The organism is Nocardiopsis sp. MG754419 (genome assembly GCF_018207095.1).
GTDB lineage: Bacteria > Actinomycetota > Actinomycetes > Streptosporangiales > Streptosporangiaceae > Nocardiopsis.
Genome location: NZ_QOCZ01000002.1, coordinates 61,403 through 80,882, shown reverse-complemented (window position 1 = coordinate 80,882; position 19,480 = coordinate 61,403). Strand labels below are relative to the sequence as shown.

The following is a 19,480-nucleotide window of genomic DNA, read 5'->3' as shown; positions in this document are numbered from 1 at the left end:
GGATGGTGTGAAAACGATGCCATCGTCTATGTGACGTAGTCAACACACATCCCTGACACGTCTGCATAACACAGTGGAATCGGGGTGACATCGCCCGCACATGGGATGAAAACGTTGCCAGATTCGGGTCATCGCTCTTACCGTGAGGAACATGACAACTCGTCCCTCGAGCATGCGGGACGTCGCCCGTCGCGCCGGGGTCTCACTGTCCACCGTGTCGCGTGTGATGCGCGGGGTGCCGGGGGTCTCCCCCGCCGTGCGGGAACGCGTGCAGAACGCGGCCGACGCGCTGTCCTACGTGGTCTCGCGCAACGCCTCCGGCCTGGTCACAGGACGCACCTGCAGGGTCGCGGTGGTCGTGCCGTTCCTCCAGCCCTGGTTCTTCGGATCGGTTCTCGCCGGAATCAGCGACGGCCTGCGCGAGGCCGACCTGGACATGCTGCTCTACCAGGTGGGCGACCTGCGCGGGCAGCGCGGTTGGTCCCGCACCCTGCCCCTGCGCCGCAACAGTGACGCGGTCATCACGGTCTCCATGGACCTGTCGGCCCAGGAGTGCGACCGCCTGGACGACGTCGACGTGCCCCTGGTGCTCACCGGACAGCACGTCCCGGGACGGGCCGGCGTGTCCATCGACGACGTCGAGGGGGCGGCCAAGGCCACCCGACACCTGCTCAACCTGGGCCACACCCGTGTGGCCTACATCGGTTCCCGGGGCGGCGCGTGGCTCAGTCTGAGCTCCCGGAGCCGTCTGGCGGGCTACCGCGCCGCGATGGCCGAGGCGGGCCTCCCGGAGTGGAGCGTGCTGTGCTCACCCGGGGACGAGGGCGGTGAACTCGCCATGGGAGAACTCCTCTCCGGCCATCACCCGCCCACCGCCGTCCTCGCCGAGTTCGACGCCATCGCCGTGAGCGCCCACCGCACACTGCGTCGCTCCGGCATCCCGGTCCCGGGCGCCATCTCGCTCATGGGCTTCGACAACCACGAGACCGCCGCGGCACTCGACCTGACGACGGTCGACCAGTCGCCCCGCGCGATCGGGGCGGCGGCGGCCGCACTCACGGTGGAGATCCTCCACGGCGCCGCCCCACCGGACCGGTACGTGGAGATGCCCACCCAGCTGATTCTCCGGCAATCGACCTCGGCTCCGCGCAGGACCGAGGGGCTGTCCTGACCGACCGTCCCGCATCCCCAGAAGGAGAGCACATGCGACCGTGGTGGCGCGACGCCGTCCTCTACCAGGTCTACCCGCGCAGCCTCGCCGACTCCGATGGTGACGGCGTGGGCGACCTGCGAGGGATCACCGACCGACTCGACCACGTGGCGGGGCTGGGCGCCGACGGGATCTGGCTGTCGCCCTTCTACCCCTCTCCGTGGGCCGACGGCGGTTACGACGTGTCCGACTTCCGAGGGGTCGATCCCCTGCTGGGCACACTCGACGACTTCGACGCCATGGTGGCGGCGGCGCACGGTCGTGGTCTGCGCGTGATGATCGACATCGTGCCCAACCACACCTCCGAGGAGCACCCGTGGTTCCGGGCCGCGCTCGCCTCGCCGAACGCCCCGGAACGGGACCTGTACGTGTTCCGGGACGGGCGCGGACCCGACGGTTCCGCGCCGCCCACCAACTGGCGCTCCACCTTCGGTGGTCCGGCGTGGACCCGGGTGCCGGACGGACAGTGGTACCTGCACATGTTCGCGCCCGAACAACCGGACCTGAACTGGGACGACGAGCGGGTCCGAGCGGAGTTCCGCGACATCCTGCGGTTCTGGAGCGACCGGGGCGTGGACGGGTTCCGGATCGACGTGGCCTACGCGCTGGTCAAGGACCTGGACCCCCTGCGTGACCTGGTGCTGGTGGACGGTGGGCGGTTCGAGGACATCGCCGCCAACCCCGACCACCCCTTCCTGGACCGGCCCGAGGTGCACGAGGTGTACCGGGACTGGAACCGGGTGCTGGCGTCCTACGACCCGCCCCGTGCCAGCGTCGCCGAGGTGTGGCTCCCCGGCGAACGCAGGGTGCGCTACACCAGGCCCGACGAGCTGGACCAGGCGTTCAACTTCGAGTACCTGCTGACGCCGTGGGACGCGGACGCGTACCGGAAGGTGATCACCTCCTCGATCGAGGACGCCACCCGGGTCGGCACCGTCCCCACCTGGGTGACCGGCAACCACGACGTGGTGCGCAAACCCTCCCTGCTGGGGTTGCCGCCGGGGACCGACCCGCGCCGGTGGTTGTTGTCGAACGGCCACGATCCCGCACCCGACCACGCACTGGGGCGGGCCCGTGCCCGCGCGTTGACGCTGCTCACCCTGGCCCTGCCGGGGTCGGCGTACGTCTACCAGGGCGAGGAGTTGGGGTTGCCGGAGGTCGCCGACCTCCCGGCCGACGCCCTGGAGGATCCCCGGTGGCGGGGCAGCGGCCACACCGACAAGGGCCGCGACGGTTGTCGGGTGCCGTTGCCCTGGACCCGCGAGGGCTCCTCCCACGGGTTCGGGCCGGGGGGCTCCTGGCTCCCCCAGCCCGCGTGGTGGGGCGAGTACTCGGCCCAGGCCCAGGAGGCGGATCCGACCTCGACGCTGTGGCTGTACCGGAACGCGCTCCGGCTGCGCCGGTCCTTCTCCGACGATGAGTCCCTGGTCTGGGACGACGCCCTGAACCAGGGGCCGGTGGTGGCCTTCCGTCGGGGTGACGTGCTGGTGTTGGTGAACACCGGCCCGGAGCCGGTGCGGCTGCCCCAGGGCGAGGTGCTGGCGGCCAGTACCGACGTCACGGAGCTCCTGCCCGGTGACGCCGCCGTGTGGATGCGGGCCTGAGACCGCGCGGGGGTTCGGGCGGGGTGGTACGCGCCCGGACCCCCGGCGGAGGCGACCTACGGTTCCACGGCGGCGGCACAGCGGGCGGCCTGCGCCCGGAAGGCGTCGGCCAGCCCGTCCGGCCCCTCGACCAGGGTGAAGTCGGTGTGCACCGAGGTGATCATCCAGACCAGGTCCTGGACGGTCTCGGCGCCCAAATGCAGCAGGCAGGAGCGGGGGTCGACGGCCTCCAGAACACCCATGCCCGGCCACAACCGCCCGGACACACTGTCCGCGGGCTCGTGGAGGCGGACCACCGCACGGTGGGGCCAGGTCTGGGCGGACAGTCGGTGGGAGAGGAACCGGGCCGGGTCGCCGTGCGGCGGCTCGCGTGGGGTGAACCGGGGCCCGCCCGAGGTGCGCGGGGTGAGACGGTCCACCCGGAAGGCGCGCCAGTCGTCCCGGTCCGGGTCGAAGGCGACCAGGTACCAACGGTTCCCGAAGCTGACCAGGCTGTGCGGCTCCACCCGCCGCTCCGTCGTCCCGCCGAGCGCTCCGGTGTGGTCCATGCGCAGCACCTCCCGGCGACGGCAGGCCTCGGCGATGATCATGAGCGTGTCCGCGGACACCGTCGGGCCCGGTTCGACACCGGCGCGCACGGTGGCCCCGTGCAGGGTCCGCACCCGATGCCGTAGTCGTGCGGGCAGCACCTGTTTCACCTTGGCCAACGCCCGCTGCGACGCCTCCTCGATCCCGCTCACCGAGGCGGCCGTGCGCAGGCCCACCACCATGGCGACGGCCTCCTCGTCGTCGAGCAGTAGGGGCGGCATCGCCGCACCGGAACCCAACCGGTACCCGGCGGTGCCGCGTTCCGCGAGAACGGGGTAGCCGAGCTCGCGGAGTCGGTCCACGTCGCGACGCACCGTCCGGACCGTGACGCCGAGACGGTCGGCCAGTTCGGCACCGGACCGTTCCGGGTGGCTCTGCAAGTGGGCCAGGAGCGCGAGCAGTCGCGGAGAGTTCATGTGCGTCATACCTCGATCGTCCCCTCCACTTAGGAACGATCCTGACCTAAGTGGTTCCTACCGTGGCCCCATGACGACGTCACCAGAGCAGATCATCCCCTTTCGCATCGAGGTCCCGGAGGAACGGCTGACCGACCTGAAGGCCCGACTGGCCGACACCCGTTGGCCCTCGGAGCTGCCCGGGGTGGGCTGGGACCGCGGGGTCCCGGTCGGCTATCTCCGGGAACTCGCCGAGTACTGGCGCACCACCCACGACTGGCGGGCCGCCGAGGCGGAGCTCAACGCGCACCCGCAGTTCACCACCGAGATCGACGGACAGAACGTCCACTTCCTGCACGTGCGCTCGGCCGAACCGGAGGCCGTCCCGCTGCTGCTGTTGCACGGCTGGCCCGGCGGTGTGACCGACTTCCTGGACGTCATCGGTCCGCTCACCGGCCCCGGTGCCCATGGCGGCGATCCCAGGGACGCCTTCCACCTGGTGATCCCGTCGCTGCCGGGTTTCGGCTTCTCCACCCCGTTGGCCGGACCGGGGATGAACGCCTCTCGGATGGGCGCGGTCTTCCTGGAACTGATGACCCGCCTGGGGTACGCGCGCTTCGCGGTGCAGGGCTACGACACCGGCGGCTGGGTCGGGCCGGCGATCGGCGCACTGTCCCCCGATCGGGTCCTGGGCGTGCACCTCAACGCCATGATCACCTTCCCCTACGGGGACGAGGACACCCTGGACCTGTCCGAGGCGGACCAGCGCCGGTGGGACCGGATGCAGTCCTTCAACGACGGCTACCTCCAGTGCAACGGCAAACGACCGCAGACCGTGGCGTACGGGCTCACCGACTCGCCCGTGGGCCAGTTGGCGTGGATGGTGGAGAAGTTCCAGGAGTACAGCATGCCCGAGGAGGGGTTGCCGGAGGAGGCCCTGGACCGCGACCGGATGCTGACCTGTGTGTCGCTGTACTGGCTGACCGGGACCGCCGCCTCGGCGGCGCAGATCTACTACGAGGAGATGTCGGCGAGCACCTGGGGCGACGACCCGACCGACCAGGACCCGGCGACCGGGTCCTGGGAGGGGCCCGACGGCGCGTGGCCCTCCGGGGGGCGGGGCGTACCGACCGGTGTCCTCCTGTCCGCCCACGACGTGACCGTGCGGCGCTGGGCCGAGCGGGACCACGACATCGTCCGGTGGACCGACGCGGGCGAGGGAGGGCACTTCCTGTCCATGGAAAGGCCGGACCTGCTGGTGGGAGACGTTCGCGCCTTCTTCCGCGACCTGAGGTGACCCGACCCCGACCCACCACGGGGCACGGCTCCGGGGAGGGTCCGTGAGGAACCCGGGAACCGAGGTGGGCCCCCGCTCGTGGGAGCGGGGGCCTCACGGGGTCGCCGGGTCCCGGGCGAGGGGAACGAGCCCCGCACCGGGGGGCCGAGGCCGCAAACGACGGAACGGCCCGGCGAGCGCCTGACAGCGCCCATCGGACCGTTCCGGAGTGTTGTGGAGCTATGGGGATTCGAACCCCAGACCTCCTCCATGCCATGGAGGCGCGCTACCAACTGCGCCATAGCCCCGTGTGGGAGTCGTGCGGGATCAGGACCCCGTCGACTCCCTGAACCCTAGCGGATGATCGGCTGTTCGTCGAAACGGAATCAGGCGTCGTCGCTGAGGACCACCGGTTCGGGCAGGCTGGCGGCGTTGTGCTCCATGAGCCGCCAGTGACGGCCGCGGGCCTGGAGGACGGACCAGCAACAGTTGCTGAGCGGACCGAGGATCTCCCGACGTTCGTCGGGCACCTCCAGCAGGCGGGCGATGCCCACGCGCAGCGCGGCCCCATGACTCACGACGACGAGCAGCCCACCCGGGGGCGTTCGAGCGAGCCCACGCTCGACGGAGGCGCACATGCGGTCGCCGACCTCGGCGATGGGTTCACCGTCGGGGATGTTCATGGTGGGGTGCTCGGCGGGCCAGCGCTCGGCCAGTTCGGAGGCGGTGTACCCCTCCCAGGACCCACCGTGACGTTCGCGCAGCCCCTTGTCGAGTTCCACCGGCACCCCGGACGCGCGACCCAGGTACCCGGCCGTGTCCACGGCGCGTTTGAGGTCGGACGCCACGATCACGTCGGGGTCGAGGGTGGCGAGTAGCCGACCGGCCCGTTCGGCCTGGGCGTGGCCGACCGGGTCGAGGTCGATGTCGGTCTGTCCCTGGAAGCGCTTCTCGACGTTCCAGGCGGTGCGTCCGTGCCGCCAGAACAGCACACGAGGGGTCTCACTCACGTGGTGTGTCTCTCTTGTCCGGCGACCGGAACGGCCGCATGGGCTTACTGCTCGTCCAGCGGGGTGCGCTCGGCGCCGCGGGAGCTCTCGGGGAGCTCGATCTCGGGGCAGTCCTTCCACAGGCGTTCGAGGCCGTAGAAGCCGCGCTCCTCCTCGTGCTGGATGTGGACGACGATGTCGGCGAAGTCCAGCAGGACCCAACGGCCGTCGCGTTCGCCCTCACGGCGGACCGGCTTGACGCCGGACTGGAGGCGCAGCTGGTCCTCGACCTCGTCGACGATGGCGCGGACCTGGCGGTCGTTGGGCGCCGAGCACAGCACGAAGGCCTCGGTGATGACGAGCTGTTCGCTGACGTCGTAGGCGATGATCTCCTGGGCGAGCTTGTCGGAGGCGGCCTCTGCGGCGACCCGGACGAGTTCCAGAGCCCTGTCGGTGGCTGTCACGTTGTGCTTGCTGCCTTACTAGATCGGGTGTCGACCGGCGGCGGCTTCACGCCACCGCTTCAGGGCTCCAGGTAGAGCCCGGTCTTGTGGATGTAGCGGACGATGCCGTCGGGCACCAGGTACCAGATGGGTTCGCCCTTGCGGACGCGTTCGCGGCACTCGGTGGAGGAGATGGCGAGCGCGGGGACCTCCACCAGGGAGACCTTGCCCTCGGGCAGGCCGGTATCGCTGAGGTGGTGTCCGGGCCGGTTACAGCCTACGAAATGTGCGAGGTCGAAGAGTTCGTCGACGTTCTGCCAACTGAGAATCGCGCCGAGCGCGTCGGCGCCGGTGATGAAGTAGAGCTCCACGTCGGGGCCGTAGGAGGCCCGCATCTGGCGGAGCGTGTCGATGGTGTAGGTGGGGCCGGATCGGTCGATCTCGACGCGGTCGACCCGGAACTGGGGGTTCTCGGCGGTGGCGATGACCGTCATGAGGTACCGGTCCTCGGGCGGGGTGACCTTGGAGGGGTCCTTCTGCCAGGGCTGCCCGGTGGGGACGAACACCACCTCGTCGAGGCCGAAGAGGTGGGCGACCTCACTGGCGGCCACGAGGTGGCCGTGGTGGATGGGGTCGAAGGTACCGCCCATGATGCCCACCTTGGTCGGGGCCGACCCCCTTCTTCGACCGGGGGTGGGTCCGCCGTCGTGGGATGCGCCGGTGGCCTGATCCGTCACTGTGCGCTCCGTTTCGCCGTGGTCGCTGCCATGTCGCCGGTTTCGGCCAACCGAGGGTAGCCGACCCGGGGCACCGTAAGTCAGGGCCGTGTCGTGTCATCCGCCTCGGAATGCACGAACAAGGCGTGTGTCCGCTTCCTTCCCCGCAGGTCGTGAAGGATGTACGCGAACGCGTCATATCTCGTTCGCCGCAAACCGTGGCCAAGCCGCATCGTGCCGCATAGCATGCCGATATGGCCAACTCACCAGACCGCGTCCGTGTCCGGCTCACCGATATCTCCGCGCGTGCCTACGAGCACCCCGCCGACCGTGGCGCCCTGGTCGCGCTCCGGTCGTTGACGGGCTTCGACACGCTCGTCCGGTCCGTCTTCGGGCGGATCAACGAGCGGAGCCTGCGCCTGATGTTCCTGTCGAGCGCCGTGCGGGTCAGCCCGACCCAGTTCCCCGAACTGCACGACTACCTGCGCGACGCCGCCTACGTCCTGGACCTGGACGAGGTGCCCGAGCTCTACGTCAAGATGGACCCCCAGCCCAACGCCATGGCGATCGGCCGCAAGAAGCCGTTCATCGTCATGACGACCGGGCTGTTCGACCTGTTCGACGCCGAGGAGAAGCGGTTCGTCATCGGCCACGAGGTCGGACACGTCCTCAGTGGCCACGCCGTCTACCGCACCCTGCTCCTGCTGCTGGTGTGGCTGTCCACCAAGATCATGTGGATCCCGTTGGGCGCCATCGCCATCCAGGCCATCCTGGCGGCCCTGCGGGAGTGGCAGCGCAAGTCCGAGCTCTCCAGTGACCGGGCCGGGCTGCTCGCCTGCCAGAACCCCGACGCCGCCAAGCGCGCCCTGATGAAGCTGGCCGGCGGTTCCAATCTGTCCCAGATGAACCCCGACGCGTTCATGGAGCAGGCCCGGGAGTACGAGGGCGGCGGCGACGCCGTGGACAGCGTGCTCAAGCTCATGACCACCGTCCCGGCGACGCACCCGTTCGCGGTGGTCCGGGTCGCCGAACTGCACCGGTGGGTGGAGAGCGGCGAGTACCAGCGGATCGTCGACGGTGAGTACCCGCGCCGGACCTCCGACCGCGACGCCAGTGTCTCCGAGGAGGCGGGCAACGCCGCCCGGTCCTACCGCCAGGAGTGGAACCGCACCTCCGACCCGCTGGTCAGCACCCTGCGCGGGGTGGCCGACGGTGCCGGACGCGCCGGCGGACGCCTCTTCGACACGGTGGCGGACCGGTGGCGCGGCGGCGCCGGTCGCCTCCCACGGCGGGGGTGGAGGGGGCGTCGCGGCCCGCTCCGTCCCCGCCGTTCGTCGTGCGGGGGACGACGGTCACCCGGTACGGTCGGGCACCCGTTCCCCGTGCGGCAGCGTGGCCCGGGAGGCGGGCACCACCAACACGGCGATGGCCCCGAGGAGCGCGGGCAGGGCGAACGCGTAGAAGTTCACCGCCAGGCCCAGCCCGGAGGCCATCACCAGGCCGCCGTAGATGGGGCCGATGATGGCACCGATCCGGCCGACGGCCAGCGCCCAGCCGAGCCCGGTGGCGCGCAGGGACGCAGGGTAGAAGTTGCCGGTGTAGGAGTTGACCAGGATCGTGGTGCCGATCGTGCAGGCGCCCGCCAGGGCCACCAACACGTACAGCAGTGCGGTGGGCGGTTCCAGACTCATCAGCAGGATGCAGGTCATCGCGATGAGGAACATGGCGGTGACCACCGGCCGCGAGCCGAACCGGTCGGCGAGCGCCCCGCCGGTGGGGGCTCCGAGGATCGCCCCGGCGTTGAGCACCAACAGGAAGCTCAACGAGGAACCCAGCGGGAAGCCGGCGGAGAACATGATCCCGGCCAGCCAGGTGTTGAGCCCGTAGACCAGCAGCAGACCCATGCCGTTGGCCACCCAGAACAGCAGCGTTCCGGCGAGGAGGCGGCGCCCCACGAGGGCGCCGACGTTGCTCATGGCCCCGGGCCTCTTCCCCGCGGGCCCGGTGGTCTCGAGTGCCTCCAGGGTGACGCCGTAGCGGGCGGCCAGGGAACGGGCCTCCTCCTCGCGTCCGCGGGCGCGGAGGTAGTTCGGCGACTCGGGCAGCGCGTAGTAGGCCAGCGGTACCAGGATCAGGGCGGGCAGGGACCCGATCCAGAACATGGTCTGCCACTCGAAGCGGGCCAGGATCGGGATGGCCACCAGAGCCGCGCAGATACCGCCGATGGCGTATCCGCTGAACATGAACGCGTTGGTCATGTTGCGCCGGTGCGGTTCGGCGTACTCCATGGTCAGGGCGATCGCCGTGGGGATGACCCCGCCCAGGCCCAGGCCGGTGAGGAAACGCAGCAGCCCGAAGACCTCCGGGCTCGGCGCGAACGCGGTGAGGGCCATGCCGACGGAGAACCAGACGACGCATCCGATGATGATGCGGCGCCGCCCGACGAGGTCGGTGATGGTGCCGATGAGCAGCGCGCCCAGCAACATGCCGACGAGCGCGTAGGAGCCGAGGGTGCCGGCCTGGGTCTCGCTCAGGTCCCACGGCTCGTATTCGAGGAGGCTGGGGACGACGGCGCCGTAGACGGTGAGGTCGTAGCCGTCGAGGATGATCGCGAACGCGCAGATGGCCACGACGATCAGCCGTTTGTGCCGGCTCACCGGCGGTCCGTCCGCTCCGGGCGTTCCGGGTGCGGGCGGTCTCGGGGGTCGGGAGCTCATGGGCAGGCCCGCCTTCCGGGGGTGGGATGGATCGGCACGCCCTTGTGCCGCGGGTGGACCGTCGGTCCGGCGGGTCAGAACCGGCCGGTGCCGAGGGCGTCGCGCACGGTGCGCCAGGCGGCGTGCGCGGGGTCGACGACGGCGAAGTGGTCGGCGCCGGCGATCTCGCGGTGGTCCACGTCGTCGCCCGCCGAGCGCGCCGCCGCGATGTAGTCGCGGCTCTGCTCCACCGGGACGCGCTGGTCGGCGTCACCGTGCACGACGAGTTGGGGGACACCGATCGGCAGCCGGTGCAGGGGCGAGGCCTCGGCGTACAGCGCGGCGGTCGGGTCGGGGCCGAGGAAGGGCCCCACGGCCCCCTCCCCCAGACCGGCCTCGGCGCAGCGGCGCAGGTCGGTGATGGGGGCGAGGGCGACCACCGCGGTGACGAGGGAGTCGGCGGCGGTCATGAGGGCGAGGTGACCCCCCGCGGAGTGCCCGATGGCCACCACACGGGAGGCGTCGAGCCCGTCCTCGCGGTCGGCGGTGACGGCGAGCAGGTCCAGGGCGCGGGCGACGTCGTCGACCGTCTGCGGCCAGCCCCCGCCGTCGACGCCGGTGCGACGGTACTCGACGTTCCACACCGCCCACCCGGCGGCGGTCAGGTCCTCGGCCAGGGGGTCCATGAGGTGGGCGTCGTGGAGGTCGCGCCACCAGCCGCCGTGCAGCAGGACCGCGACCGGGGCGGGACCGTCCGACCGCCGTGGTGGGTGGCGGTGGACGATCTGGCTGGGGTGGTCACCGTAGGCGGTCGACACCGTGGTCTCCCTCGGGCTGGCGCGGGGTGGCGCTGTGGGGCCGCCACCGCTGGTGCCCGGTGGCGTCGTCGCTGGACCGTAGCAGGTCCAGGCGGGGCCGGGGACCGTCGGTACGGCCGGTGCCGGTGGGAGGCGGCCGCCCGCCGGCCTGGTACGGGACCGGCCAGGTGGCCCCGGGGCCGGAGTAGCCCTGGTCGGCGGCGGCGTGCAGGGTCCAGTGCGGGTCGTAGAGGTGGGGGCGGGCCAGGGCGCACAGGTCGGCGCGGCCGGCCAGGATGGTGGAGTTCACGTCGTCGTGGGAGGAGATGGCGCCCACGGCGATGACGGGGACGCCGAGCTCGCGGCGGATGCGTTCGGCGTAGGGCACCTGGTAGCTGCGACCGAACGCGGGTTCCTCGTCGGGGGTGACCTGACCCGTGGAGACGTCGACGGCGTCGGCCCCGGCCGCGACGAGGGCGCGGGCGATCTCCACGGCGTCCTCGGCCGTGGTGCCGTCGGCGACCCAGTCGGTGGCGGAGATGCGCACGGTGAGGGGTTTGTGGTCGGGCCAGGCCGCGCGGACGGCGCTGAGGACCTCCACGGGGTAGCGGAGCCGGCGGGCGAGGTCACCGCCGTAGCCGTCGGTGCGGTGGTTGGTCACCGGGGAGAGGAAGGACGAGAGCAGGTATCCGTGCGCGCAGTGGAGTTCGAGGAGGTCGAAGCCGGCGCGGTCGGCGGCGTGGGCGGCGGCGACGAAGTCGTCGCGGACGCCGTCCATGCCGGCCCGGTCCAACTCTCGGGGCACCTGGTTGACACCCTCCCGGTAGGGCAGGGGCGAGGCGGAGACCAGGGGCCAGTCGCCCTCGGGCAGGGGCAGGTCGATGCCCTCCCACATCAGCCGGGTGGAACCCTTGCGTCCGGCGTGGCCGAGTTGGACGCCCACGCGGGCGCGGCTGTGCGTGTGCACGAAGTCGGTGACACGGCGCCAGGCGGTCTCGTGTTCGACGGCGTAGAGTCCGGCGCACCCGGGGGTGATGCGGGCGTCGGCGGAGACGCACACCATCTCGGTCATGACGAGTCCGGCGCCGCCGAGGGCCTTGCCGCCGAGATGGACGAGGTGGAAGTCGCCGATGGTGCCGTCGGTGGACGAGTACATGTCCATGGCCGAGACCACCACCCGGTTGTCCAGGTCCATCCCGCCCAGTCGGAAGGGGTGGAACATGGGCGGGCGGGGTACGGGCCCGTCCTTGCTCTCCGTGGCGTTCCGTGTGCCGGCTCCGGTTCCGGAGCGGGTGGGGTCGCCCTCTTCTCCCCCGATCCCGGAGCCCACCGACCCCGGGGTCCCGGCCGCCGCGCGGGTGCGGGGGGAGGTCGACCCGGCCGGCACGGACGCCGCCTCCGTGCGCCCCTGCCGGTCGAGTTCGTCGGCGACCCGGCGCGCGAACCAGGCGTCGACACCGGCCACGAACTCCGGGTCGCGCAGGCGCAGGTTGTCGTAGGTGACGCGGCGGCTGCGGGTGAGCAGGTCGAAGGCGAACGGCAGGGGGTCGGCGTCCACATGGCGATGGATGTCCTCGAACCACTCCAGGCTGGCCTGGGCCGCGCGTTGGGTGCTGGACACCACGGGGCGGCGTTCTTCCTCGTAGGTGGCCAGGGCGGTCCGGACGTCGGGCTGTTCGTGCAGGCAGGCGGCGAGCGCCAGGGCGTCCTCCATGGCGAGTTTGGTACCCGAGCCGATGGAGAAGTGCGCCGTGTGGGCGGCGTCGCCGAGCAGGACGATGTTGCCGTGCCGCCAGGTGCGGTTGCGGACGGTGGTGAACCGCTGCCACCGGGAGTTGTTGGGCGACAGTCGGTGCGGCCCCAAGGCGTCGGCGAACAGCTTCTCGCAGCGGGCGATGGCCTCGTGGTCGCTCTCCCCGGGGGCGAGGTCGGGGTCGGTGAACCCGGCGGCCCGCCAGACCTCCTCGGCCATCTCTACGATGAACGTGCTGCGGTCCGCGGAGTAGGGGTAGCCGTGCGACTGCATGATCCCGTACGGGGTGCGCAGGACATGGAAGTCGAACGCGTCGAAGACCAGGTCGGTGCCGAGCCACATGAACCGGTTGCGCCGTTGGTCGAGGGTGGTGCCGAACACGTCGGCGTGGGTGGTGCGCGTGAGGCTGTTGGCGCCGTCGGCGGCCACCACGAGGTCGTGGTCGGCGGCGAGCACGGCGGCGGGCGGCGCCTCGGTGCGGGTGAGGACGCGGACCCCGAGTTCGGCGCAGCGGGCGCGCAGGATCTGCAGGAGCCGCCGTCGGCCGACGGCGGCGAACCCGTGCCCGCCGGAGGTGGTGACCGTGCCGTCGTGGTGGACGTCGATGTCGTCCCAGCGGGCGAACTCCGCGGCCAGCCGCTCGTAGACGCGCGGGTCCGCGTGTTCGATGCCGCCGAGGGTCTCGTCGGAGAGCACCACCCCGAACCCGAAGGTGTCGTCGGGGGCGTTGCGTTCGTAGACGGTGATGTCGTGGGTGGCGTCCAGCCCTCGGACCAGGGCCGCGAAGTACAGTCCCGCGGGTCCCGCCCCGATACACGCGATGCGCATCGTGCCGCCTTCCTGTTCGTTGACCTCCTGCCGGGCCGGCGAGGGCACCGCGCGCGTCCGTGGCGGTGGCGCTCCGGGGCCGGATCCGCGAGGTGACGCTTCTTCCGTTCCCCGGAGCACGTCACCGCCCGCCCGGGATCACCCGGCCCCCTCCCGGAGACGGAAACGCTGGAGCTTGCCGGTGGGGGTGCGCGGCAACGCGTTCACGAAGACCACCGAGCGCGGCGTCTTGTAGGGGGAGATCCGGGAGCGCACATGTGCGCGTAAACGCTCGGCCAGGTCCGCGTCGGCGGCCGAGCCGGGTCTGGGCACCACGAAGGCGCGCACGGACAGACCCCGTTCGGGGTCCTCCACCCCCACCACGGCGGCCTCCTCGACGTCGGGCGAGGTGAGCAGGGCCTCCTCCACCTCGGCGGGGGCGATGTTGTACCCGGCGGAGACGATCATGTCGTCGCTGCGCGCCCGGAACCAGAAGTACCCGTCCTCGTCGCGCACGTAGGTGTCACCGGTGTGGTTCCAGCCGTGACGGACGTACTCGGCCTGGCGGGGGTCGTCCAGGTAGCGGCAGCCGACGGGGCCGCGGACCGCCAGGTGTCCCGGTTCACCGTCGGGCACGGGGTCGCCCCGATCGTCCAGGATCGCGGCGGTGAACCCGGGGACGGGCCTGCCGGTGGAACCGGGGCGCATGTGTTCGTCGGTGGAGGAGAGGAAAATGTGCAGCATCTCGGTGGCGCCGATCCCGTCGAGCAGCGGCAGACCGGTGGCCTCGTACCAGTCCCGCCAGGTGGCGGCGGGCAGGTGTTCCCCGGCGGACACGCAGCGGCGCAGGGTGGACAGGTCGTGGTCGCCTCGGCCCGCCGCCATCGCACGGTAGGCGGTCGGCGCGGTGAACAGGACCGTGACGCCGTGACGTGTGACGGCGTCCAGCAGCGCCTCGGGGCGAGGACGCTCCAGCAGGACGGTAGCGGCGCCGGCGCGCAGCGGAAAGATGAGCAGGCCACCGAGACCGAAGGTGAACGCGAACGGTGGACTGCCGGCGAAGAGGTCGTCCGGACGGGGTTCGAGCACCCGGGCGGAGTAGGTGTCGGCGATGGCGAGCACGTCGCGGTGGAAGTGCACGCACCCCTTGGGGTCGCCGGTGGTACCGGAGGTGTAGGCGATCAGGCACGCGTCGTCGGCGGCGGTGGGCACCGCGCTGAAGGGCGTGGTGCGGGCGTCCACGCGGGCCGTGAGGTCGTCGGGCCCCGCTCCCCCGTAGACGAGGGTCGCGGGGGCCGCCTCCCCCAGCGTCCCGGACGCCTCGTCGAGGTCGTCCAGGAAGCGGGCCTCGCACACCGCGTGGGCCACACGGGCGGACCGCACGATGGTGGCGAGCTCACCGGCGCGCAGCACCGGCAGGACGGTGACGACCACGCCGCCGGCCTTGATCACCGCCAGCCAGCAGGCGGCCAGCCAGGGGGAGTTGGGTCCGCGCAGCAGCACCCGTTCGCCCGGGCGCAGTCCCTGTTCCTCCACCAGGACGTGGGCGATGCCGTCCACCCGTTCGCGGAGGCGCCCGTAGGTGAGGGTCTCGACCTCCCCCACGACGCAGCGACGGTCGGCGCCGTGTCGGGTGATGGTGCCGTCCAGGAGTTCCTCGGCGCAGTTGATCCGCTCCGGTGAGGCCAGGGGTGCGATGAGCGGCCACTGTTCGGGGGGAGGCAGGTGGTCGCGGGTGAAGGTGTCCTCGTGTGCGCTCGGGGTGAGCGGCCGCGCGAGGGGGCGGTCGGGCGACGGGGTGTGCGACATGGCTGGACCTCCGGATGCGGGGTGCGACAGCGGACGACGGGCCGCGCGGCTACAGGTGCCGGGCGATGATCTGGCGCTGGACCTCCGAGGCGCCCTCGTAGATACGCGGGGCCCGGACCTCCCGGTAGAGGTGTTCGAGCAGGTGTCCCCGGCGTAGGGCCCGGGCGCCGTGCAGTTGGACGGCGGTGTCGACCACGTACTGGGCGGTCTCGGTGGCGAAGAGTTTGGCCATGGCGGCCTTGAGCGTGACGGCGGGTCCGCCGTCGTCGTACTCGGCCGCGGCCGCGTAGACGAGCAGGCGGGCGGCCTCGGTGCGGGTGGCCATCTCCGCCAGGGTGTGGGCGACGGTCTGGAGACCGTTGAGCGGACCGCCGAACGCCCGCCGGCGGCCGGTGTGCTCCTTGGCTGCTTCGAGGGCCGCTCCGGCCATGCCCACGGCGAACGCGCCGACACTGGGCCGGAACAGGTCCAGTGTGCGCATGGCCACGGCGAACCCGTGGTCGGGCACACCGACCAGGTCGTCGGGGCCGACCTCGACCCCGTCGAAGACCAGGTGCCCCAGGGCGTGCGGGGACAACATCTCCAGGGGATCTCCGGACAGGCCGGGGCGGTCGGCGGGCACGCAGAAGGCGGTGACACCCCGGGAGCGCGTGCCGGGGGTGGTCCGGGCGAAGACGGTGTAGAAATCGGCGTCGGGCGCGTTGGAGATCCACGTCTTCTCGCCGTGCAGACGCCACCCCCGCCCGAACGGTTCGGCGCGCAGCTCCAGGGCGGCGGCGTCGGACCCGGCGTCGGGTTCGGTGAGGGCGAAGGCGGCCACCGCCCGACCGGCGGCGGCCTCGGGGACCCACCGTGCGCGCTGGCGGTCGGTCCCGGACTGCAGGAGGGGGTAGGTGCCCAGTCCCTGGAGCGCCAGGGCGGTCTCGGCGTGGGTGTCGAGACGGGCCAGGTGCTCGCGGAGCAGGCACAGTCGGGTCGCGGGCGCCTCACACGCGAGTCCGCCGTCGGTGGTGCCGGGGAAGAGCGCGGGGAGCAGCCCCGTGTCACCGAGGCCGCGGAGCAGTCCCCGGTCGACGCGTCCCGGTTCGACGGGAGCGGCGGTGTCGAGTGCGGTGGCCCGGTCGGTGACCCAGCGGGCGAACTCGTGGTCGTTGGCGTTCGGCGGGAGCCCCATGGGCGACCTCGACTCTCTCGGATACGTGATCCGCCTCACTCCGACGATGCACCCATAACGTGACGGTCGTCAAGAGAGTGTTATGAAGTATCGGCGACACCCCCTGTTCGTGGACACGAAAGCCGAGCTCCACAGGGGGTTCGGGTCCACGGCCGCTATCGTGTGCCCATGATTCCCCACAGCGAACGGGCAGCCCCGGAACCGCACGCCGACGCCGATCGCGTCCTGCGCCGCCCCCGGGCCCTGATCGTGTCGTTCTTCGGCACCTACGCCCGCGACGTGGGCGGGTGGATCGGTGTGGCCGACCTGATCGCCCTGATGGCCGGACTCGACGTCGACGGCCCCTCCGTGCGCTCGGCCGTCTCGCGGCTCAAGCGACGCGGACTCCTGGTGTCCGAACGTCTGGGCGGCGCCGCCGGATACCGGCTCTCCGACGAGGGACGCCGCATCCTCGGCGAGGGCGACCAGCGCATCTTCGGTCACCGCGTGGCCCGCGCCGAGGACGGGTGGGTCCTGGTCGTGTTCTCCGTCCCCGAGAGCGAACGCCGCCGCCGACACGCGCTGCGCGCCCAACTCACCCGGCTGGGGTTCGGAACGACCGCCGCCGGGGTCTGGATCGCCCCCGCCCACCTCACCGACCAGGCCCGCGCCACCCTGCGCGAACTGGACCTGGAACGGCACGCGGAACTGTTCCACGCCACCCACCTGGACTTTCGCGACCCCGCCGCGTCCGTGGCGCGTTGGTGGGACCTGCCCGCGCTCCAGGCCATGTACCGGGGCTTCCTCGACGAGCACGAGCCGGTGCTGACCGCCTGGCGTCGCCGGGGCACCCGGCCGGGCGGGGACCCGCGACAGCGGGCGGACGCCTTCGCCGATCACCTGCGGGCCGTGGACTCCTGGCGGCGGCTGCCCTTCCTCGACCCCGGGCTTCCGCCGGAACTGCTGCCCGACCGTTGGGCGGGCAGCCGGGCGGCGCGGGTCTTCTTCGATCTGCACGCCCTGCTGCGCGCACCCGCGCTGGAGCACGTGCGGGCGACCCTCGCCCCGGGTGCGATCACCCCACCGGAGCGGGGATGACGGCCTCGCCGACGAGTTCCACCAGGGCACCCGGTTCGAACAGCTCGACCACGCCGAACAGGGCCATGGCCGGGTAGTGACGGCCCATGTGGGCGCGGTAGGCGCGCCCGAGCTCACGGCCGAAGGCCCGGTACCCGGCGACATCGGTGGTGTAGACGCACAGACGCACCAGGTGTTCGGGGGCACCCCCGCAGGCGCCCAGGGCGACGACGACGTTGGTCAGGGCCCGCTCGAACTGGTCGACCAGGGGCCCGGCGACCAGTCCGCCGTCGGGCCCGGACGCGATCTGCCCGGCCAGGTGCACGAGGCGCCCGGGTGCGGGCACCACCGCGTGCGAGAACCCCGGGTGGGGACCGAGTTCGGGCGGGTTGACCAGGGTGTGCGGTGTGGGCGACGGGTATGCGGGTTCCACTCAGCGTCCCTTCCACTCGGGGGCACGACGACCGGTGAAGGCGGCGTGGAACTCGGCGTAGTCCTCACCGCGCATGAGCAGCGCCTGGGTCATGGCCTCCAGTTCGATGGCGCCCGACAGGCTCATGTCGAGCTCCCGGGACAGCAGGGCCTTGGTCTGGGCGTGGGCGAAGGCGGGCCCCTGGGCCAGACGTCCGGCGAGCCGCTCCACCGCGGCGTCGAGCCCGTCGTCCTCGACCAGTTCGCTGACCAGGCCGATCCGTTCCGCCTCGGCGGAGTCGAGGGTGTCACCGAGCATGAGGACGCGGGTGGCGTTGCCCAGACCCACCATGCGGGGCAGCAGGTAGGCGGCGCCCATGTCGGCGCCGGCCAGCCCCACCTTGGTGAACAGGAAGGCGAAGCGGGCCGAGCGGGCCACCACCCGGAAGTCCGCGGCCAACGCCAGGACGGCGCCCGCCCCCGCGGCCATGCCGTGGATCCCGGCGATCACGGGGATCGGGCACTCGCGCATCGCCCGAACGACCTCACCCGTCATACGGGTGAAGGCGAGGAGTTCGTCGGGGGCCATCTCCAGGGTGCGGCCGATGATCGCGTCGACGTCGCCGCCGGAACAGAACGCCCGGCCGCCGCCGCGCAGGACGAGCGCTCGGGTGTCGTCCCGGTGCGGCAGTTCCAGGAGGAGGTCGCGCAGGTCGGCGTAGGTCTCGAAGGTGAGGGCGTTGAGTCGGTCCGGGCGGTCGAGGGTCACGGTGGTGACCCCGTCGGCCCACTGCAGGTCGAAGTGGTCCCACCGGTCGGTGAACGGCGCGGAACCGCGGAAGGCGCTCATCGTTGGGTGTCTCCTCCATCGAGGGTGAGGGACTGGCCGTTGACCGCCCCGGCCAGGGGGCTCGCCAGGTAGGCGACGGCGGCGGCCACCTCCTCCGGTTCGATGAGCCGCCCCAGGGGCGTGGACTCGGCGAGGGCGCGTTCGGCCTGGCGCGGGTCGCGCCCGGTGCGCTCGGCGACGCGGGCCACCGAGCGTTCGGTCATCGGGGTACGGACGAAGGCCGGACACACGGCGTTGCTGGTGACGCCGGTCCCGGCGACCTCGTCGGCCACGGATCGGGCCAGCCCCAGAACGGCGTGTTTGGCGGCGGCGTAGGCGACGGTGTAGCGGGTGCCGACGTGCGCCGCGGTGGAGGCCACGAAGACCACGCGACCGTGGTCGCGTTCGCGCATGCCGGGCAGTACGGCGCGGGTGAGCAGGAACGCGGAGGTGGCGTTGGCGTCCAGGTGGTGGTGCCACAGGTCGACGTCGGTGTCGCGCAGACGGGCGCTGCGCGCCGCCCCGGCGTTGTTGACCAGGATCGAGACGGGGCCGAGCGCGCCGGCCAGGTCGGCCACGGCGGAGTCGTCGGTGAGGTCACAGACGCGGGTGGTGACACGGTGGCCCCGTGTCCGGGCGTCGTCGGTGAGCGCGGCCAGACGGTCCGCGGCGCGGCCGAGCGCGACCACCTCGTACCCGGCCTCGGCGAGGGCGAACACGACGGCCCGTCCGATGCCACCGGAGCCACCGGAGACCACGGCCCGCCGTTCGGAGTCAGCCATGGCGCGAAGATATCACCCGAACATGACCACCGTCACGAGTACGACATAAATTGGGTCATGAGGGAGGAGCGGACCCGTCGGGCGCACGGTCGGGGTCACGACGACGGCAGCGCCGACGGCCGGTGGCCGTCGACGCTGCCGTGAA

The 19,480-nt window shown here is 71.9% G+C and carries 16 protein-coding genes, 1 tRNA gene and 1 pseudogene; 5 read left to right on the top strand and 13 right to left on the bottom strand.

Annotation, left to right across the window (positions count from 1 at the left end; all coding sequences use genetic code 11):
* Positions 1–151: 151 nt before the first annotated feature.
* Both DSY14_RS00850 and DSY14_RS00845 read left to right on the top strand, forming a co-directional pair.
* The gene (locus tag DSY14_RS00850; RefSeq protein WP_211714450.1) at positions 152–1,171 is read left to right on the top strand and encodes a LacI family DNA-binding transcriptional regulator; all 1,020 of its coding nucleotides are present in this window, start codon (positions 152–154) and stop codon (positions 1,169–1,171) included.
* A gap of 32 nt (positions 1,172–1,203) precedes the next feature.
* On the top strand, positions 1,204–2,814 hold the full coding sequence (locus DSY14_RS00845; RefSeq protein WP_211714449.1) for a glycoside hydrolase family 13 protein: 1,611 nt from the start codon (positions 1,204–1,206) through the stop codon (positions 2,812–2,814).
* 56 nt (positions 2,815–2,870) lie between these two features.
* On the opposite strand, the gene DSY14_RS00840 is transcribed toward DSY14_RS00845, so the two are convergent.
* Positions 2,871–3,827 (bottom strand): helix-turn-helix transcriptional regulator, encoded by a 957-nt coding sequence (locus DSY14_RS00840; protein WP_374223962.1) that lies wholly within the window; start codon positions 3,825–3,827, stop codon positions 2,871–2,873.
* Positions 3,828–3,888: 61 nt separating this feature from the next.
* Here DSY14_RS00840 and DSY14_RS00835 point away from each other — a divergent pair, with 61 nt between their 5' ends.
* Positions 3,889–5,094 (top strand): epoxide hydrolase family protein, encoded by a 1,206-nt coding sequence (locus DSY14_RS00835; protein ID WP_211714447.1) that lies wholly within the window; start codon positions 3,889–3,891, stop codon positions 5,092–5,094.
* Positions 5,095–5,308: 214 nt separating this feature from the next.
* Here the strand turns inward: DSY14_RS00835 and DSY14_RS00830 are convergent.
* The 4 genes from DSY14_RS00830 to nadD form a co-directional block, all read right to left on the bottom strand.
* A tRNA-Ala gene (locus DSY14_RS00830) sits at positions 5,309–5,381 on the bottom strand.
* Positions 5,382–5,459: 78 nt separating this feature from the next.
* Complete coding sequence (locus DSY14_RS00825; RefSeq protein ID WP_211714446.1) at positions 5,460–6,083, bottom strand: histidine phosphatase family protein; 624 nt, start codon at positions 6,081–6,083, stop codon at positions 5,460–5,462.
* 44 nt (positions 6,084–6,127) lie between these two features.
* Complete coding sequence (gene rsfS, locus DSY14_RS00820) at positions 6,128–6,526, bottom strand: ribosome silencing factor (RefSeq protein ID WP_211714445.1); 399 nt, start codon at positions 6,524–6,526, stop codon at positions 6,128–6,130.
* 59 nt (positions 6,527–6,585) lie between these two features.
* Entirely contained in the window at positions 6,586–7,242 is a 657-nt protein-coding gene (nadD, locus tag DSY14_RS00815; protein ID WP_307851091.1) for a nicotinate-nucleotide adenylyltransferase, read from the bottom strand.
* Positions 7,243–7,475: 233 nt separating this feature from the next.
* Here nadD and DSY14_RS00810 point away from each other — a divergent pair.
* Positions 7,476–8,501, top strand: a pseudogene (locus tag DSY14_RS00810) (M48 family metallopeptidase); the annotation flags it as partial.
* Between the two features lie 72 nt (positions 8,502–8,573).
* Here DSY14_RS00810 and DSY14_RS00805 read toward each other — a convergent pair.
* The 5 genes from DSY14_RS00805 to DSY14_RS00785 form a co-directional block, all read right to left on the bottom strand.
* Positions 8,574–9,878, bottom strand: a complete 1,305-nt coding sequence (locus tag DSY14_RS00805; protein WP_307851090.1) for an aromatic acid/H+ symport family MFS transporter — start codon at positions 9,876–9,878, stop codon at positions 8,574–8,576.
* 134 nt (positions 9,879–10,012) lie between these two features.
* Positions 10,013–10,735 (bottom strand): S9 family peptidase, encoded by a 723-nt coding sequence (locus DSY14_RS00800; RefSeq protein WP_211714443.1) that lies wholly within the window; start codon positions 10,733–10,735, stop codon positions 10,013–10,015.
* Positions 10,716–13,295, bottom strand: a complete 2,580-nt coding sequence (locus DSY14_RS00795; protein WP_211714442.1) for a bifunctional salicylyl-CoA 5-hydroxylase/oxidoreductase — start codon at positions 13,293–13,295, stop codon at positions 10,716–10,718. Before DSY14_RS00795 ends, DSY14_RS00800 begins: the two co-directional genes overlap by 20 nt.
* A 138-nt stretch (positions 13,296–13,433) precedes the next feature.
* Positions 13,434–15,083, bottom strand: coding sequence for a benzoate-CoA ligase family protein (locus DSY14_RS00790; protein WP_211714441.1), 1,650 nt, complete (start codon positions 15,081–15,083; stop codon positions 13,434–13,436).
* A gap of 49 nt (positions 15,084–15,132) precedes the next feature.
* Positions 15,133–16,257 (bottom strand): acyl-CoA dehydrogenase family protein, encoded by a 1,125-nt coding sequence (locus DSY14_RS00785; RefSeq protein WP_211714440.1) that lies wholly within the window; start codon positions 16,255–16,257, stop codon positions 15,133–15,135.
* Between the two features lie 168 nt (positions 16,258–16,425).
* Between DSY14_RS00785 and DSY14_RS00780 the strand changes: the two genes are divergently transcribed.
* Positions 16,426–17,334 carry a PaaX family transcriptional regulator C-terminal domain-containing protein gene (locus tag DSY14_RS00780; RefSeq protein ID WP_211714439.1) on the top strand — a complete coding sequence of 303 codons (909 nt, stop codon included), beginning with the start codon at positions 16,426–16,428 and terminating at the stop codon, positions 17,332–17,334.
* Here DSY14_RS00780 and DSY14_RS00775 read toward each other — a convergent pair.
* The 3 genes from DSY14_RS00775 to DSY14_RS00765 are packed head-to-tail and all read right to left on the bottom strand — an operon-like array spanning position 17,312 to position 19,335.
* Complete coding sequence (locus DSY14_RS00775) at positions 17,312–17,746, bottom strand: RidA family protein (RefSeq protein ID WP_211714438.1); 435 nt, start codon at positions 17,744–17,746, stop codon at positions 17,312–17,314. The two genes, DSY14_RS00780 and DSY14_RS00775, sit on opposite strands and share 23 nt — an antisense overlap.
* Positions 17,747–18,574, bottom strand: coding sequence for an enoyl-CoA hydratase family protein (locus DSY14_RS00770; protein WP_211714437.1), 828 nt, complete (start codon positions 18,572–18,574; stop codon positions 17,747–17,749).
* The gene (locus DSY14_RS00765) at positions 18,571–19,335 is read right to left on the bottom strand and encodes an SDR family NAD(P)-dependent oxidoreductase (RefSeq protein WP_211714436.1); all 765 of its coding nucleotides are present in this window, start codon (positions 19,333–19,335) and stop codon (positions 18,571–18,573) included. Before DSY14_RS00765 ends, DSY14_RS00770 begins: the two co-directional genes overlap by 4 nt.
* Between the last annotated feature and the right edge of the window lie 145 nt (positions 19,336–19,480).